Origin of the sequence: Marinoscillum sp., assembly GCF_965229915.1 — a bacterium.
In the GTDB taxonomy this organism is placed as follows: domain Bacteria; phylum Bacteroidota; class Bacteroidia; order Cytophagales; family Cyclobacteriaceae; genus Marinoscillum.
Genome location: NZ_CBDDJZ010000001.1, coordinates 3,756,444 through 3,773,078 on the forward strand (window position 1 = coordinate 3,756,444; position 16,635 = coordinate 3,773,078).

Sequence of the window (16,635 nt, forward strand, 5' to 3'; positions counted from 1 at the left end):
ACTACAAATAGGAGATTGAAATGAAGAAATACCAGTTAGGTGAATTTGAGGAGATTGTACTGTTGACAGTGGGGGTGCTTTATGATGAAGCGTATGGTGTAGCCATCAAGGATGAAATAGAAGAGCGATTGAAACGGAAGGTGAGTGTCGGGGCTCTGCAGTCAGCGCTGAGACGAATGGAGAAGAAGGGATTTTTAGACAGTCGGGCAGGAGATCCTACCGAGCAACGAGGAGGTAAGCCGAAGCGATTTTTCAGGATCACTTCTTTCGGAAAGAGTGCACTAGAATATTCGAAAGACGTTCGCACCGACTTATGGAATGCAATACCTGACGTGGCTCTTGACCTCAAAAAATCATGATCAAAAAGTTAGCAGATCGATTGCTCAGGTGGTATTGTCATCCGGACTACTATCCAGATATCGCAGGTGATTTGGAGGAGCTCTATCTGCGCAATCTGGACCATAGGATTTCCTACGTGCAGTGGCGTCATTTCATTCAGGTGATCTTGCTTTTCAGGCCCTCTTTACTCAAAGAATTAGGACAAAACTCATTACTAAAGGACACAGGTATGTTAAAGAATTACTTTAAAATCAGTTACCGAAATCTTATCCGTCATAAGTCATACACGGCGATCAATGTGATTGGACTTGCAGTAGGACTAGCCGCTTTTTTACTGATTAATCAGTACGTCGCTTATGAACGGAGCTATGATAGCTACCATCGTGATGCCGACCAGATTTATCGACTGACCACTGATCTGATAGTGGATGGTGAGGTAAAAACACGTGATGCTATGTCCTTCAATCCTACTGGTAAATTGCTAACTGAAGACTTTGAGGAGGTAGAAGCGTACACACTAACGTATGACAATGGAAATATCAATGTTCGTAAAGGCGAGACGCTGGTCACAGAAGATAATGTAAAGATGGCCGACGAGCATTTTGTCAATTTCTTTGGCTATGAAGTGTTGGCAGGTGACCCAGCGACCATGCTGAAGGAGCCTTATTCCCTAGTCCTGACCGAATCCAAGGCAAAGTTCTATTTTGGAGATGATAATCCTGTTGGTAAGACTTTACAGGTACATTCTGGGTTTGATCGGGAATTCCAAGTAACAGGGGTGTTAAAGGACACTCCATCAAATACTCACTTTAAGTTTAGCGTGTTGGTGTCTATCTCCACGGTGCAGGAGCGTTTGACCAATGAAGGTTGGAGAGCTTTTAACTACTATACTTACTTGCGGTTGAAAGAAGGCGCCAATAGTGAATCGCTGGAGCAACAGTTTATTTCGGTAAAAGAAACCAACCTTGGAGAAGATAGCCGTCTATTTTTTAATCTCCAACCTATTCAGGACATCCATTTATACTCAGAGATGACCTATGAGCCGGAAGCTCCGGGTAGCGCTTCATCTATGAATTTTCTAGAGGTCATTTCGGTTTTTATCTTGCTGATCGCTTGGGTCAACTACATCAATTTGTCTACTGCCAAGGCTGTGGAACGGGCCAAAGAAGTTGGATTACGCAAAGTAATCGGGGCAAGAAGAAGTCAGATTCGTAATCAATTTCTTTTAGAATCTTTTTTAATCAATTTGATGGGTGGGTTCCTTGCTCTGATCATTGCTCAGCTTGCCGTTCCATATTTCAATGATCTGGTAGGACAGGGACTATTGGAAGACCTGATTTTTAAACCAGACTTCATCTTAAAGTTGGTCTTGTTCACTGTGATAGGCACCTTGCTGTCGGGATTTTATCCATCTGTGTTTTTATCGGGGTTTGGTATTGTGAAAGTTTTGAAAGGCAAATTCAAAACGTCCAAAAGTGGAATCATGCTCAGAAAGACTTTGGTAGTGGGGCAATTCGCAGCTTCACTGATTCTGATATCAGGGACATTTATTGTCATTACACAGGTAGATTTCATGAGATCTGCTGATATGGGAATGAATATAGATCGGGTATTGGGGATTCGGAATCCGAGACTACCCGGAGATGATTATGTGGCACAGCGTGCTACAATGATTTCTTTTCAGAATGAACTCAAATCTAATCCACACGTGCTCCAGGTGGCTACTACCAATAGCATACCCGGTGGTCACAGCAATGATATCAGCTCTACTAGTGGGAAGTCACGAATCATCGGAGTAGCAGAACCAGTAGAGGCGACAACCTATATTCATTCCATCGATCACCAATATTTTGATTTACTGGATGTGCAATTTCTATATGGTAGAAATTTTAAAGAGAACATGGCGACAGATTCTACAGCAGTGATCATGAATGAAGCCTTTATCAAAAGATTTGGAATTCCCGTTAGCGAAGACTTGATTGGTCAAAAGCTAATGTTCGGTGATGACCCGGATAATCGAAAGTATTCGATCATTGGGATCATAAAAAATGCGAATAGAGGTTCCCTGAAAAATCAAATAGAGCCTACCTGTTATTTTTATGAACCTGTGATGAGTAGGACCCTGGTCAAATTATCAAAGGAATCCATGAAAGAGGGGCTTCAGCATGTAGAGCAGGTCTGGTCAGAGTTTTTCCCCAATTCAGCGTTTGAGTTCGCCTTTCTAGATGACAGGTTCAATGATTTATATGCCAATGACCGTCGTTTTGGAGCTGTTTTCGGAGCCTTTTCCGGATTTGCACTTTTGGTGGCTATTCTTGGGCTGTTTGGCCTCAGCTCTTTTATGGCTTCACAGCGGACCAAAGAAGTAGGCGTACGGAAGGTACTCGGTGCTTCCATTATGCATATCATTACGCTGTTTTACCGAGAGTTCATCCTTTTGCTGGGGTTGGCAGCCGTTATTGGTACACCGATAGTCTTTTTCAGTATGGATGGTTGGTTGGCTTCCTACGCCTATAGGATAGACTTTCCATGGCCAGTACTCATTGTGTCTATTGCCATCATCGTGATCAGTGCATTCATTACCGTCGGATACCAGGTCTGGAAAGTAGCTATTCTCAATCCAGCCAAAACACTGAAGTATGAATGATCATACACTTTGAAGTTCAGGGTTGGAGTCGGTAATCTGACTGTGTTTGCTGACTACCAAGAGAATGAGTGAAATCAACGTACATGCCACCATGGCTATGGCCATGGTAGGTGTGGAGTTGCCGTGCAATGCGCTGATCATTCCTGATGTCAATACTCCAGCGATCATCTGTATGCTACCCATCAAAGCAGCACTTCGTCCGGCTTCTTTTACAAATGGTCGTAGTGCCAGTGCTTGGGTGTTGGGGTTGAGGATTCCCAGCATAAACAAGTATAGAAAAGTGCTCATGAGCGTTAACCCGGGACCAGCCAGATGCATGTAGCTCAATACCAACAAACCAGTAGCCACAGCTAATTGTAAAAATACCGATCTCAGCGAGGCGGAAAGTTCGTTGTGGCGTTTGAGAATCAACCGATTGAGTTGGCTACCCAGTATGAATCCCGAAGCATTAAAAGCAAAAGCCCATCCATACTGGGTATCACTGAATCCCAGCCTTTCCATAAACTCAGCAGGAGAACCGGTCAGGTAGGCAAATAGGCCCGCATAGGCAAAACTTCCGGCTATTGCATAGAGTACAAAGCTTTTGTGTTTAAGTACTTTCTTATACTCCAGCCAGATATTTCTCGGTTTTAGAGATATGTCAGTGTCAGGTCCTTTGGTCTCAGGTAGCAGGAAGATGATCAGGGCGAGATTGGCCAGTGCTATGAGCACCATCATTCCAAATACCCATCTCCATCCCAACCAACTATTGATAAATCCACCAATGGTCGGGGCGATGATTGGAGCAACCCCCATGACCAGTACCAGCTGTGAAAAGGTCTTGGCGATTTCATTTCCAGAATAGACATCTCGGACAACTGCCCTGCTGATTACCATTCCAGAGCACCCACCTATAGCCATAAGCAGTCGGAACACCACCAGGGAATCCAGTGACCAGGCAAAAGCACACCCCAATGTGGCACCAACGTATATAAGATAGCCAATGATCAAGGGCTTTTTACGGCCGAATCGATCTATCAGAATGCCATAAAACATTTGTCCAATGAATAGACCGGCAAAGAAACTGGTAAGTGAATAGCCTACCCTGGCCGTATCCGTACCCAGCTCGTCTGCTATACTCTGAAACGCGGGAAGATACATGTCTATGGAAAATGGCCCGAGTGCCATAATGGAGCCCAGTATGATTAATAGTGATAATTTTTTGTGCTGCATAAATAGCTATTTGATCACAATAGAGTTCTGATCATTTTTGGATGCTGCGAAGGTACTTTGACTAATGGGGATTTGAACAATCAAGTGTAGTAAACACGATGAATCCTTCACAGGTTCATCATATGATGGTTTTATTTGGATGATTAGGTATCTTTAGTAATTATCATTCTACACTCCCATGAAAAAAATCTCCTCAAAAGACATTGATCCAGCAGTATTTAAACTCTATGATGACTATGCTCACAATCGCATGGAGCGCCGAGAGTTCATCGAGAAACTGGGCGTATATGCTGTAGGTGGTCTCACACTTACATCGCTGATGAGCTTCATCATGCCAGATTATCGAAAGATCCAGGTACCGCAAAACTCAGCGGAGTTAAATACGGAAACCATTGAGTATGCATCACCTGATGGAGGCGGGACTATTTCTGGTCAGTTGTCTCGTCCCAAGGAGGCTAAAGGGAAGTTGCCTGGAATCGTGGTGGTTCATGAAAACAGAGGCTTGAATCCGCACATAGCTGATGTGGGTAGACGAGCTGCGCGCGAAGGGTTCATTAGCTTGTCACCAGATGCATTGAGTCCACTTGGAGGCTATCCGGGCAATGACGATGACGGCAGGACAATGCAGCGCGAACGAGATCGCGGTGAGATGCTCAATGACTTCATTGCGGCATTTGATTACTTAAAGGACCATCCCGAATGCTCTGGAAATGTCGGTGTAGTTGGCTTTTGCTTTGGTGGCTGGGTGTCTAACATGATGGCCGTGAAAGTGCCTGACCTGAAGGCCGCAGTACCATTTTATGGAGGTCAACCCTCTGCAGAGGAGGTGCCTCAGATCAACGCTCCATTGCTGTTGCACTTTGGTGAATTGGATGAACGTGTGAATGCAGGCTGGCCGGCATATGAAGAAGCACTTAAGGCCAATGATAAAACATATGAAGCATACCTATATCCGGGAGTGAATCACGGTTTTCATAACGATACCACGGCAAGGTATGATCAAGAAGCCGCGGAATTGGCCTGGAGCCGAACCATCGATTTTTTCAAGAAGCATCTTAGCTAGATTATTCTAAAGTGATGGAGTCTGGACCTTCCAGCTTTTCTATATGACAGCAATCTTTGCCGATTACAAACTGTTGATCAGGAATAGGATTGCCTTCTACCCAGCTTTTGAATACTAAGGTGGTGCCATCGAAAGCAATTTGGTCTATTTCTGAATCAGTGATGACCACATTGGGATACTTAAATACGGGAGCTTCTGATCTGTATGATTCGGAGAATAGTAGTTGGCCATCTGAATAGGTTTTACCACTATCGAGTGTAACCTGATCACCATTGGAGTCCACCACATCCAGAGTGATCATGCGCAATTCTTTAGTGCAAACCTGATCACGATCGCATGTACGTTCATAACAGGAGGGTAGAAATGCACTTAAGCTGACTAAAATTCTTAAAGCTAATCTCATGTCCTAAGGACTCGTGGTTGTGAACTAAGGTTGGATTAGATCTCCAATTCTGCTGCTCTTAAAAGTTGCTTATACGCACCGAGCTCTTCGATTAGATCCAGCTGGCCAGCCAGACTATCCCTGAAGACTACATATCTGATATCTACATCCTCATCTTCCCACTTCATTTGAAACCGGTTGAATTTGTCATTCACCATATTGCCTTCTTTGGTTTTCAACACTATTTTTTCAGATCTTGATAGCTTGTAGGTAGTGTCATTGAGCGCGCGAAACCGGAACCCTCCATATGCCTTCATTAGTTCAGTGCTAATGTCCGAATCGAGTTCATACTTTTTCTTGCATAGAGTTCCATCAATGAAATACAGCGTAAGTCTGTTTACCTGAGAACTTGATATGTATAGCTCGGGGTTTTCCACGATGTAGAATTCCGCGCGATCATCAAAAAACTTACCGTATAAGTGCTCCTGATCAACGGAAACTTGTTCTTTGGTGGCACCAATTTCTACAGAAATAAGACCATAAGTGGCTGCTTTGTCCATATTGGCCACTTTGCCTTGTTCGGTGAGGCCTTTTCGTACGGGCTCTGAGGGAGAGTTTTTGGTGGAGCAGCCAATCAATGCAATGAACAGCGAACATAGTATGGAAGATGTGAAGAAAAGACTGATTCGTGATACCGGCTGGAAATGGTTCATGATGGTAGATTAGTTCGGGTAAGCGAAGAAAAACCGTTCTATTGAAGAAAACGGTTATTTCTTGGAATAATCATGTTATTATCTCAATATAACCTTATTTTGCATTAGAATGAAGACTGAGTGGGAATGAAAATTTCAGTGAGATACCTTATTTATGGAATGGCGTTTGGATTAGCTTTCCCGGCTTTTTCTTCTGTCATGCTCTGTGTAAATGATTTTGGTGAGGTCACACCAGCATGTTTCATGGCAGTTCAGTCTTCAAGTAAGTTGCTTTGGGTCATTGATACCGCTCCTTTGTTTCTTGGACTCTTTGCTTACTTCGTTGGCAAGAAGCAGGAAGATATCAATGCGATCAACGCTAGCTTGAGCCAGACCGTGGAAGAGCAAACCATAAGTCTCAAAAGAACCAATGAGTCGCTCTTACGCGAAATTCAGTTTCGGAAGGAGCGTGAGATAGAATTGATAGAAGCAAGAGAGGCTGCTGAGGAGGGAGCAAGAGCCAAAGATCAATTCCTTAGCAATATGAGTCATGAAATCAGGACACCGATGAATGGAATCCTGGGCATGTCCAATATTTTGCTCCATACCGATTTGGACGAGCACCAGTCCCGGTATCTCCAGGCCATAGATTACTCTGCTAAAAACTTATTGGTCATTATTAACGATATTTTAGATTTATCTAAAATCAATGCAGAGAAGCTAGAGCTGGATTATTCTAACTTCAAAGTGCAGGATGTATTCAAATCTGTAGAGCATACCTTGCGGTTTAAGGCACAAGAAAAGGGTGTTGGTTTTGAGATATCATTTGCTGAAAACCTCCCACACAAAGTATCAGGAGATCCGGTTCGTTTTGGGCAGATTCTACTAAATATCATTGGCAATGCTGTGAAGTTTACTGAGAGCGGTAAAGTGTCGGTGACCTGTCGGCTAGTCAATCAGCACTCACATGTTTACACGCTGGAGGTGGTCGTGACAGATACAGGCATTGGTATCTCTGATGAGGACATCAAAAAGATCTTTGAGAGCTTCACACAAGCGGGGACTCGAGTTGCCAGTAAGTTTGGAGGAACGGGTCTCGGACTGCCAATCTCAAAACGGCTCATTGAGCTATTCAATGGTCAGATTGAGGTCACTAGTGAATTGGGAGCTGGAAGCCGGTTTGCATTCACATTACAGTTAAGAGAACCGGAGGAGGAAGTTGCTCGTCAAGAAACCGCCGAGTTAGTATTTATGTCTCCTGAGAACCGATCAAAGGTGCGCATTCTGCTGGTGGAGGATAATCATATCAACCAAATGGTGGCGCAGAATTTACTGGTCAAATATGGTTTTCAGCTGGACATAGCCAATCATGGTTTGGAAGCTATTCAGCGAATGGAACGGCAGGACTATGACCTGGTGCTGATGGACGTCCAGATGCCTGAGATGAACGGACTGGAAGCAACCAAATATATTCGAAGTAAATTCACTCAGCCAAAGTGCGATGTGAAAATCATGGCGATGACAGCTTCAGTTCTCAAGCGTGAGATTGATATATGCCTGGAGGCCGGCATGGACGACTACATTCCAAAACCTTACGATCCAGATGAGCTCTTCCAAAAAATCATTCGTTTGGTTGGCTAGTTTACAATTGCTTCTAGTTCATCAGTAGATATTTTGGAAAGGAATACGCGTTTAAACCTACCAGAAACATAAGTGGTACCCAGTACCAAAAGATTGCCTTCACTGTCCATCTTGATGGATGCTAGCGTGTAAGGATTGATGTATCCAAGTTTATGCAGTCCAGCTAGCGTTCCGCTTGCAGTTTCATAAATGTAAAGGGCTATTTGTCTTGATTCGGTCTCTGCAGCAATAATGGTATACGATTGTGAGCTCGTTTGCCAGCGCACAATATCCGCATTGGATCGAGATATGAACTCAGAAATGGTTGATTCCAGATAGTTTACGCTAGATGTGGTTCCGGAAGTGTTTAATGTGGTATTGGCCACAATGAAGTTCTCGTTGAACTGGTAGCCAAATAGAGCAAATTCACTTCCTTGTATTGGCATGATGGAAACCAATCCGCCATCAATTCCTTGTCCCTGTACTACTCCCGTTGGGTCACCAAATCCCGTGAAAACCAATGACATGCTGTAGTTGTAGACTCCATTGAAGTAATAGGCATCCGTGCTCCACTCTCCACAGAAGAACGGAAGTTTGCCACGTTCTGGATCCGTGTAGTTTTTCAAAATATTGGCCTCAATGTCACTGCCTGGCCCGATGCTGTAGCCATTCGTTCTGATGATCGACCCATCAGTGGAGATTTCAGACAGTGTGGTTTCTTGTGCCTGCAAGTTATAGCTAAGCAGTAGCAACGAACCAGAAGAGGTAGCATTGGCTGCCAGCGGGTAATCCAGGCCCGCTATTTCCGTGGCTACATATGCCGAATCAGTAATGCGAAATAGCACAGGGTTCAGTGTGGTTGGCTCCATAGCGAAGAAATAACCAACGGAATCAATGGACACCATGTCACCAACCGGAACTACATAATCAGAAGTGAGGTCGTCCTCAAAAAGGAAATTACCTTCTTCGTCTAATCGGATGAGTTTCAGACCAAGGTAGTCTGAGTCATCCAATGTCTGACCTGTGAGTATGGTATATCCAGTACTGGTTTCAATAAGATCAATCGGGTAGTATCCATCACTGCCACGGCTGCTATCGTAGATTTTTGTAAATGCCGTACTAGGATCGAATTCTTCTTCCTGACACCCCAACAATGCCAACATCAGGATTATTGATAATAGTCTCTTCATCTTTTAGTAAGGTTGGAAGGTTTTGTCAATATATCTAAGTGGGAAAACAAAGCTTATCGCGGCATTGAGATTGTTGATTTTCAGTTGGTCATTCACATCCCCGATCCCTACCAGTTCATTTTCTGAGAACGGATTGCCATTGGCCGTAATGGGGCTCAGGCCGTATAGATAGGTGATCTCAATAACCGTCCGAATGTTGGCATAGTCCAGACTAGTACCTATTCCCCCCAGTGCTCCGAAGAAATTGCTCATCCGATCAGTATTGCCAATGCTGAAATCACCTCCGGAGTAAGTCTGAGGTACATCTGCCAGGTAGTCAGTGTGCATGACCTCTGCTTTTTTTTGTGCATTGATGACAAAGGATTGCTGAAGTCCCGCCAAAACAAACGGTCGAACTTTGCCACGTTTCAAGATTTCATACTTGACAATGAGCGGTACTTCGATTACCTGTATACTCTGTTCTACATTGACAGCCGTTTCTAACCGGTCTGCATCTCCTGAACCCAGCCACTCAAAATAATTGCTATAACTGTAGCGCATGATTTTGAAGGTGGGTTGTAAGCCGATGGAGATCCCTTTGTGATAGAAAGAAAGGTCCAGTCCAGCTTGTCCTCCTCCAAGGTTGAAGACGTCATAGGTTTTTTGGAGATTTTCAGCATCATAATCTAACGGGCTGAAGATGTAGTAATCTTCACTAGCTACTGGCTGGGTATAGTTTAATCCAAAGCGCAAGCCAAGCCACCACTGCGTATTGAGGAAACTCTCAAAAGTGGATGGTGGCGCTGACCGCTGGGCTACTGATACATTGGCAATCAGAAGTAATATGCCGACAATAAGCAATCTACTTCCTGATGATAAGACGTTTGGTGTCATTCAGTTTTTCTGATTTCGCTTTTACAAAATAAATTCCAGGGGGTGTTCTATCCAGCTGAAAAGTCAGCGTGTGTTTTCCAGGTTTTAAAGATCGTGTTTGCTGCTGCACTACGCGTCCGTTCACATCGATCAGTTCTAGCTGTACATCCTGGTAGTCATTAATGACTATGTTGGCTTGCGCATAGTTGCTTGCTGGATTGGGGTAGACTGATTGGATGTTAAATTTTGATTGCAAGAAATCATTGGCGCTCGTAATGGTTTCTTTGACCAAATCGAGAGGCTCATATGACCCTCCATTTGGATTTGGCCCGCTGATGAAATCTCTGAAAAAGATGTCGTTGGTAATGACTGATTGTTCTACCCCAAGCCATTCATTAAGGATGCCTGCGTAGAGCTGGCGGTAGTCAAACTGCATGTTCACGTTGCTGTTATCCAGATTCGGATTGGTGCCATAGATTCCAGGGTTCACACCTGCACCAAACATCATAACCGGTCCACCTGTGCCATGATCTGTACCATAACTTCCGTTTGAAGGGATTCTTCGTCCAAATTCAGACATGGATACGGTAAGTACCTTGTGATCGAGTCCGCGGTTGATCAGATCGGTATTGAATGCTTTCATAGCTGCACTGATGTGATACAGAAGAGCCGCGTGGTTACCCATGGTTGGGTCGTAAGACTCTGTCTGGCTGGCATGCGTATCAAATCCACCTATTTTCACTAAAAACACTTTGGTTTTGATTCCTCCCTCCAGGAGTCGTGCGACTAATTGAAGTTGCTGGCTAAGTGGATTTCCAGAGTTCTGTGATTGGAAGGGATATTTTTCAGGATATCTCGCTTTTGTTTCTGTGCTCTGATCATAAATCTCCACCAGTCGTTTGATGTATGTTTCTGACTTATCTTCCAGCCCCAAAATCCAGTCCATTTCTTTTCCATACGGTGAGCCATTGAGAAAGGATGGAGGCAAACCCCGAGGATCCACACCATCATCCGTATAGCCAGACAGCTGATCTATAAGTCCAGCAATCCCATTTGGACTGCCGCCAAGTGATATGGAGGTAGGGATATTGCCAGTTTGGTGAAATAAGAGTGAGACATCATTCCCCATTTCCAAAGCCAAAGGATCTGGCATGTCGTCATTGGGAAAATTCTGAGGGTATTGTAGGGGTGCATATTCCTGGTTGAGGTATCTACCTATCCAACCGGAAGAGTAGTAGTCATCTGCATCGCCCCCCATGAACCAAATATCCCTGCCACGGAAGTGAGATCCGTTATTCTTTTCGTAAGATACACCTTGAAATACAGCGGCCTTTCCACTATCATAAAGGTCTTTGAATCCTTGCATGTCTGGGTGTAGGCCCACTCTGTCTGCATCGGCCATCGTGCTGTCCAGTGGGATCAGGGTTCTGTTGCCCGACTTGTATGGAATAGCAATATTGGCTCTGCGGCTGTAGTACTGCTCATAGTTACCCAGTGGAATGAATGTGTTGAGCCCATCGTTTCCACCATGCATTTGCAGGATGATCAGTACATTTTCATTAGAACTTTGGGCTGCTAGTCGCTGCAGTGGTTTGTTGGAGGCTAATACCTGAAGAGGTACCCCCTGAAACGCAATCGGTACTCCCGCTGCGAAACCTAATTTTTGGATGAAATTTCTTCGCTTCATATCACATCAATTGATATTCGGGTGATTGCAACATTGCATTGAAGAGACTCACCGCCTGATTGGCCAGTGTCTCTGTGTCTTCATTATTGTCCCATCGAGTGGTCCAAGCGGCCTCCGGTTCAGCATCTATCTGAGGGCTGAACAGGAAAGCAGTCAGAAAATAGTTGAGCCGATCTGCGGTTAGTTCGCTGGTGTCTGCGTCAAATGACAGGTTGCCACTGACCGGAAGGAAATACTCTGCCAGAGCAATAATCAGAGACCTGGGATCTCGAGCTACTGAGGTGGGGATGTTATTTTGAATGAAACTGAGCACATCCACCTGTCCGGCTTGTATGGCTATGCCATTGGAGGTACGATCCTGAATGAAACTGTAGCGATTCGTCAAATAGTTCGTCGTGATCCAGCTTCTGTTATAGATCGGAAACTGGTGATATGCCTTATACCCGGCTACTTCATATGGATCGTAGAAGTCCATACCCTGAGTGCTGATCTGAGAAAGCATTGGCAGAGCAAAGTCTTCATAGTAGGAGGGGGTCATTGACTCATAAGTAGGTAATGCCAAATTTAGGTTTTTATGAAAGCCAATGACCAGGTCATACGGAGACTTAATCAATCCACCGAAATTATCATCCGTATAGCCTGCAGAGCCCTCATAGAAGTGTTCACTGGTAAACAGGGCCTCCAGTACATAATGGATTTTGTAATCATTAGCAGCCAAGACGGTGGCCATTTCCTGGATAATGTCGTTTTCCAATTCTGTGCTGACTTCATGATAAACGAAGAAACGATAGATTCTCCGGCAGATGTTGATAGCCGTCTGTTCTTGCGAGTAGATCATTTCTACCAGTTGACTGATCTCGTCTAATACGCTCTCTTCATTTGGCTGACCGCTGGTGAGCAGAGTAGGATCAGGAGAGATGGTTTGATCCCCCATTCTGGAACTAAACTGTTTGGAGCCATTGTCATGACTTCCTGCGATGGTTCCCCCGCCTCTAATCACACCTCTGGGCAGTCCAGTTTCTATATCGATGTTGATGAAATTTTGGTCATAATTAAACCCGGAGAGTACTCGTGCACCTTCCTGTACGTCTTGTTCTGTGTAATAGAAATAGTCTCCATCAAACTCTGGCTCTGGTACATTGCCCTCCAGTCCACGACCGATCGTGTAAAGTTCCAGCAACTCTCTAGCGTAATTCTCATTAGGACTTCCTTTCACATTCAGACGGCCATCCAAAAATACCAGCATGGCGTTATCCACTGAGACCTTTTTGGTGAGCTGCTTGATGTTGAAATAGATTGGAATATCTGGTAAGGGGATTTCTTCGGTGCTTTCTGGATCTGGACGCGTGCTATCGTCCCTGTCAAAGGCAAATTTTCTAAAAAGAGCCTGTTGGTAATAGATCGCTCTGGAGTTGTTAACAGAGGTATGCTTGGTAGTGAATAGCGTATGGTAAAAAAAGACCAACCGCTCTCTGAAGGACCATGCCGGCCGGATATCACTAGTTACGTCTGATCCCAATGCCTGACCTATCATCCAGGCATTCAGGTATCTGCTCAACTCAAAGTTTTCGCTATTGGCATCTGTGGTGCCAGAAATGACCCATTCTCTTCCTGTAGCTGGGTCTATTGGTAGAGGAGGATCTGGTAAATCGTCCACAATTAACCGGTCAAAGGCCTCTTGTGCAGTGAGTCCTGCAAAGAGTTCAATTTCGGCTATTGAACCTCCAAAACTAGTTCGTCGGAGTAGATGTGCGGCGCGTTTCTTACCGAGTACTCCGGTAAAATTTCCTAATGGCATTTCCCTTAAACTTTAAAGCTGGTAGTCCAAGATAACTATTAAAATTAAATAGTTATAATTAATCTTAGAATAATGAAATTAATTTCAATAATTCTCATTTAAAAATACAAAAAGAACCCGACGCTCAAGGAGGTCGGGTTCAAAAAACAAACCGAAAGACTGTACAAAAATTATAGAGGTTTGTTTATTAATCTCGCGATACGGAAGTAACCCCCGCTCGGCTAATTCGCACATTATTGGTTCCGCGGTAGCGCACTTTACTTACACCAGCCGCATCGATCTCTATTTCATCTTCACCATAGATTTCTGCTTTGGATGCTCCCACGGCATCTACACTTATACGCTTTGCAATAAATCCGAATCCCTGGAAATTAGATGCTCCAAGCAACTCGATAGTTGCTTCTTCTGCCGTACCACGTACTTCTACTTCTGCCGCACCGGTTAGTTCCATTTCCAGTTCTTTTGGATCCACATTCAGGTAAAGTTCAGATTCGCCCGTGATTTTGATCGTGATTTCTCTGTTATCAAATCCCACAATTTCTCCATCACAGTCTCCGGACATTTCGAGATACTCCAGAGAGGGCATGGTAATGATCAATGCTAGTTTTTCTTCGTCACGATCTCTCCACCAGCGCCAGTTATCCTCACGGTAGCGTACTTCCAGCTGATCTCCTACCTGGTTGACATATACTTCATCCAGGAATCTGTCTTTACCTCTCACAGAGATGCTATACTCATCACCCTTTCTGATATCTACGTCAAAATAGGAAGCCACTGTGACTTCATTGAAGTCTTCCATTGGGAAAGAGATGCTCTCTGACCCTTCATACTTTCTGGTTGTTTTGGAATCCCGGTCCAGTGCCCTGCGGTCATCATCTGATGAGTAGCTGCCATATGAGTTGGACCGGCGAGGGGAGCAGGTGATACATCTGATGCCATCTCGCTCAAATACCCAGTCATTGCTGCCCATCTGATAGCTCCTGTAGCCGTTGAGGTGGAGGGTGTTTTTTAGAATTTCTTCTAAATCCTGATCCATTCGGAATGTTTTGCCATAGGGTATGTAAAAGGTGATGTCTGCATTCTGGAATCTAAATTCAGCATCATCGGCAAAGGTCAGGTTAGAGTCAAAGTAAAAATCATTGCCTTCCTGAGTTACTTCATAGCGCACCTTTCGAGCATTTTCTTGGGCTTCTTGTCTGCTACTTCCTCTGCTTTCGATATTGATGATCACCTGATAGGTACTGTCTTCATGACCTCTAAGTCGTAGATCTACTAAATCAAAGTTGTCGAATCCCTTCTCTTTCAAGCGAAGTGTAGGAGTACCTTCTACCATTTCGAATTGTTTGTCTATGCGGATGTCATCCTCGGTGGCAAAGTCTCTTGCAAACCTTGGAATAGATAGCATAGATATGATCAACGCAATGATCCAAATACCAAAGAGTGACCAGCCTACGTAAGCATTGGCTACCCGTTTTTTGAGAATGACTACCAAACCCACCAATGAGATGGCCAATGCCGGAACAAACGCTACCAGGAAGGCAGAGAATATGGCCCAGTTGTTTAGCGATCTTCTAAACAAGTCTACCGGTAGGTCACCCCAGTGAACATAAGAATCCCAGGTTCCTACGCCTAGTATGGCTAGTACGGCAATCACCAGGCTGACCATAATGACAAATCCAACTACGCTGAGGAATACACCAAAGAGAATTCGAATGACCTGTACCAGAAATCCGAGAATTGGTCCCAGAGCTTTTGCTAGACCATTGATAACCAGGGCTATCAACCTAAACGGGAACAGTAGAATTTTCACAAAGGCATTTTCTTCACCCTCTCTCACGTTAAAGCCTTTCTTGACATTGGTCTCAATATTGGAGAGGGTAACTGGCTCCCCCTGCATTTGCATCTTTTCGGTGATGGTACGTGCCTCGGGGGTAATGATCCATAAAATGATATACAGTATGATGCCTGCCCCACCAAGGAATATGGATAGAACAAACAACAGGCGAATCACCGAAATGTCGGTACCAAAGTAAGCTGCTATACCACTGGCAACTCCACCGAGCACACGCTCGTCACTGTTTCTGAAAAGTTTCTTTACTTTTTTGTCTTCCTCAAGTGTATCACTCTGTGGCAGTACAATCCAAAGGATGATGTAGGCGAGGAAGACAGCTCCACTCAGCCCTCCAAAGAACACGTTGATAAAAAGCAACAAGATCAGCAATCTGATCCATAGTGGATCTATGCTAAAGTAGTGAGCAATTCCTGCTGCTACTCCTCCGAGTATTCGACGCTTCATGTCCCGGACCAGGCGCTTAGGAGATTCTGCGGTATCTTGCTCTGTCTTGGTGCTGGAAGTTTCCTTTTGCTCCTCTTGCTGTGAGCTTTGATCAGTTGGTTCTGACTCGAGTGTGGCATCAAAGTCCTTGATAGTACCCATGGTGGAAATGAGCTCTTCCACATCTTCGATAGTTACGGTCTGTCTACCGTCAGAAAGTTTGTCTAAAAATATCTCTGCGATTCGGCTCTCAATATCTGTGATGATCTCTCCATTGTCTTCGAAACTGGAGAAATATTTATTGACTGAATCCAGGTAGTTTTTGAGTTTATCATAGCCATCTTCTTCGATATGAAAGATGATGCCGCCGATATTAATGCTTACAGTCTTTTTCATGATTTTGATTTTGAGTTCTTTTTGACGGAAATGATTTTCTGAGTGGATGAAACCAGTTCATCCCAGGTTTCATCTAGACTGGATAGAAAGGTCTTTCCATCCTCGGTGAGGGTGTAGTACTTGCGAGGTGGCCCAGAGCTAGACTCCACCCACTTATAGTCAACCAGGCCAGCTTTTCTTAGCCGGGTCAGGAGCGGATAGAGGGTCCCTTCGACCACCATGATTTTTGCAGCTGTGAGTTCTATTATCATGTCCGAAGCGTAAACTTCACCTCTGGAAATAATATGTAGAATACAAAACTCAAGGATGCCCTTCCGCATTTGTACTTGTGTGTTTTCAATATTCATTAGTCCATGAGTTTAATTATTTATTTCATTCGTCCTACTTCCGTATACGAAAAGGTACTATGTATGGCCGAGTACCTAGCTAAAAATATTACTAGGTGATGTATATTCTTTGTATAGTCATATGATATATGTGTT

General features: G+C 44.2%; 13 protein-coding genes. 4 read left to right on the forward strand and 9 right to left on the reverse strand.

Annotated elements, in window-relative coordinates; all coding sequences use genetic code 11:
• The first annotated feature begins 20 nt into the window (after window positions 1-20).
• Together ACO067_RS16150 and ACO067_RS16155 are read left to right on the forward strand one after the other, a co-directional pair.
• The gene (locus tag ACO067_RS16150; RefSeq protein ID WP_421875843.1) at window positions 21-359 is read left to right on the forward strand and encodes a PadR family transcriptional regulator; all 339 of its coding nucleotides are present in this window, start codon (window positions 21-23) and stop codon (window positions 357-359) included.
• Window positions 356-2,986 carry an ABC transporter permease gene (locus ACO067_RS16155; protein WP_421875845.1) on the forward strand — a complete coding sequence of 877 codons (2,631 nt, stop codon included), beginning with the start codon at window positions 356-358 and terminating at the stop codon, window positions 2,984-2,986. The genes ACO067_RS16150 and ACO067_RS16155 overlap by 4 nt, the downstream gene beginning before the upstream one ends.
• Here the strand turns inward: ACO067_RS16155 and ACO067_RS16160 are convergent, their stop codons facing one another.
• Window positions 2,987-4,198 (reverse strand): multidrug effflux MFS transporter, encoded by a 1,212-nt coding sequence (locus tag ACO067_RS16160; protein ID WP_421875847.1) that lies wholly within the window; start codon window positions 4,196-4,198, stop codon window positions 2,987-2,989. It abuts the gene before it with no gap.
• A 178-nt stretch (window positions 4,199-4,376) separates the two neighbouring features.
• Between ACO067_RS16160 and ACO067_RS16165 the strand changes: the two genes are divergently transcribed.
• Window positions 4,377-5,261: a dienelactone hydrolase family protein gene (locus ACO067_RS16165; protein WP_421875849.1), complete on the forward strand. Its 885-nt coding sequence runs from the start codon at window positions 4,377-4,379 to the stop codon at window positions 5,259-5,261.
• Between the two features lies 1 nt (window position 5,262).
• Here the strand turns inward: ACO067_RS16165 and ACO067_RS16170 are convergent, their stop codons facing one another.
• Together ACO067_RS16170 and ACO067_RS16175 are read right to left on the reverse strand one after the other, a co-directional pair.
• Entirely contained in the window at window positions 5,263-5,562 is a 300-nt protein-coding gene (locus tag ACO067_RS16170; RefSeq protein ID WP_421875851.1) for a hypothetical protein, read from the reverse strand.
• A gap of 137 nt (window positions 5,563-5,699) precedes the next feature.
• Window positions 5,700-6,356 carry a hypothetical protein gene (locus ACO067_RS16175; protein WP_421875853.1) on the reverse strand — a complete coding sequence of 219 codons (657 nt, stop codon included), beginning with the start codon at window positions 6,354-6,356 and terminating at the stop codon, window positions 5,700-5,702.
• Window positions 6,357-6,482: 126 nt separating this feature from the next.
• Between ACO067_RS16175 and ACO067_RS16180 the strand changes: the two genes are divergently transcribed.
• Entirely contained in the window at window positions 6,483-7,976 is a 1,494-nt protein-coding gene (locus ACO067_RS16180; RefSeq protein ID WP_421875855.1) for an ATP-binding protein, read from the forward strand.
• On the opposite strand, the gene ACO067_RS16185 is transcribed toward ACO067_RS16180, so the two are convergent.
• From ACO067_RS16185 to ACO067_RS16210, 6 genes are all read right to left on the reverse strand, one after another.
• Window positions 7,973-9,145: a hypothetical protein gene (locus tag ACO067_RS16185; protein ID WP_421875857.1), complete on the reverse strand. Its 1,173-nt coding sequence runs from the start codon at window positions 9,143-9,145 to the stop codon at window positions 7,973-7,975. The two genes, ACO067_RS16180 and ACO067_RS16185, sit on opposite strands and share 4 nt — an antisense overlap.
• Before the next feature lie 3 nt (window positions 9,146-9,148).
• Complete coding sequence (locus ACO067_RS16190; RefSeq protein ID WP_421875859.1) at window positions 9,149-10,018, reverse strand: outer membrane beta-barrel protein; 870 nt, start codon at window positions 10,016-10,018, stop codon at window positions 9,149-9,151.
• Window positions 9,987-11,684, reverse strand: a complete 1,698-nt coding sequence (locus ACO067_RS16195) for a DUF1501 domain-containing protein (RefSeq protein WP_421875861.1) — start codon at window positions 11,682-11,684, stop codon at window positions 9,987-9,989. The genes ACO067_RS16190 and ACO067_RS16195 overlap by 32 nt, the downstream gene beginning before the upstream one ends.
• A gap of 1 nt (window position 11,685) precedes the next feature.
• Window positions 11,686-13,482 (reverse strand): DUF1800 domain-containing protein, encoded by a 1,797-nt coding sequence (locus ACO067_RS16200; protein ID WP_421875863.1) that lies wholly within the window; start codon window positions 13,480-13,482, stop codon window positions 11,686-11,688.
• Window positions 13,483-13,669: 187 nt separating this feature from the next.
• On the reverse strand, window positions 13,670-16,153 hold the full coding sequence (locus tag ACO067_RS16205; protein WP_421875865.1) for a PspC domain-containing protein: 2,484 nt from the start codon (window positions 16,151-16,153) through the stop codon (window positions 13,670-13,672).
• On the reverse strand, window positions 16,150-16,500 hold the full coding sequence (locus ACO067_RS16210; protein ID WP_421875867.1) for a PadR family transcriptional regulator: 351 nt from the start codon (window positions 16,498-16,500) through the stop codon (window positions 16,150-16,152). The genes ACO067_RS16205 and ACO067_RS16210 overlap by 4 nt, the downstream gene beginning before the upstream one ends.
• Window positions 16,501-16,635: the final 135 nt, after the last annotated feature.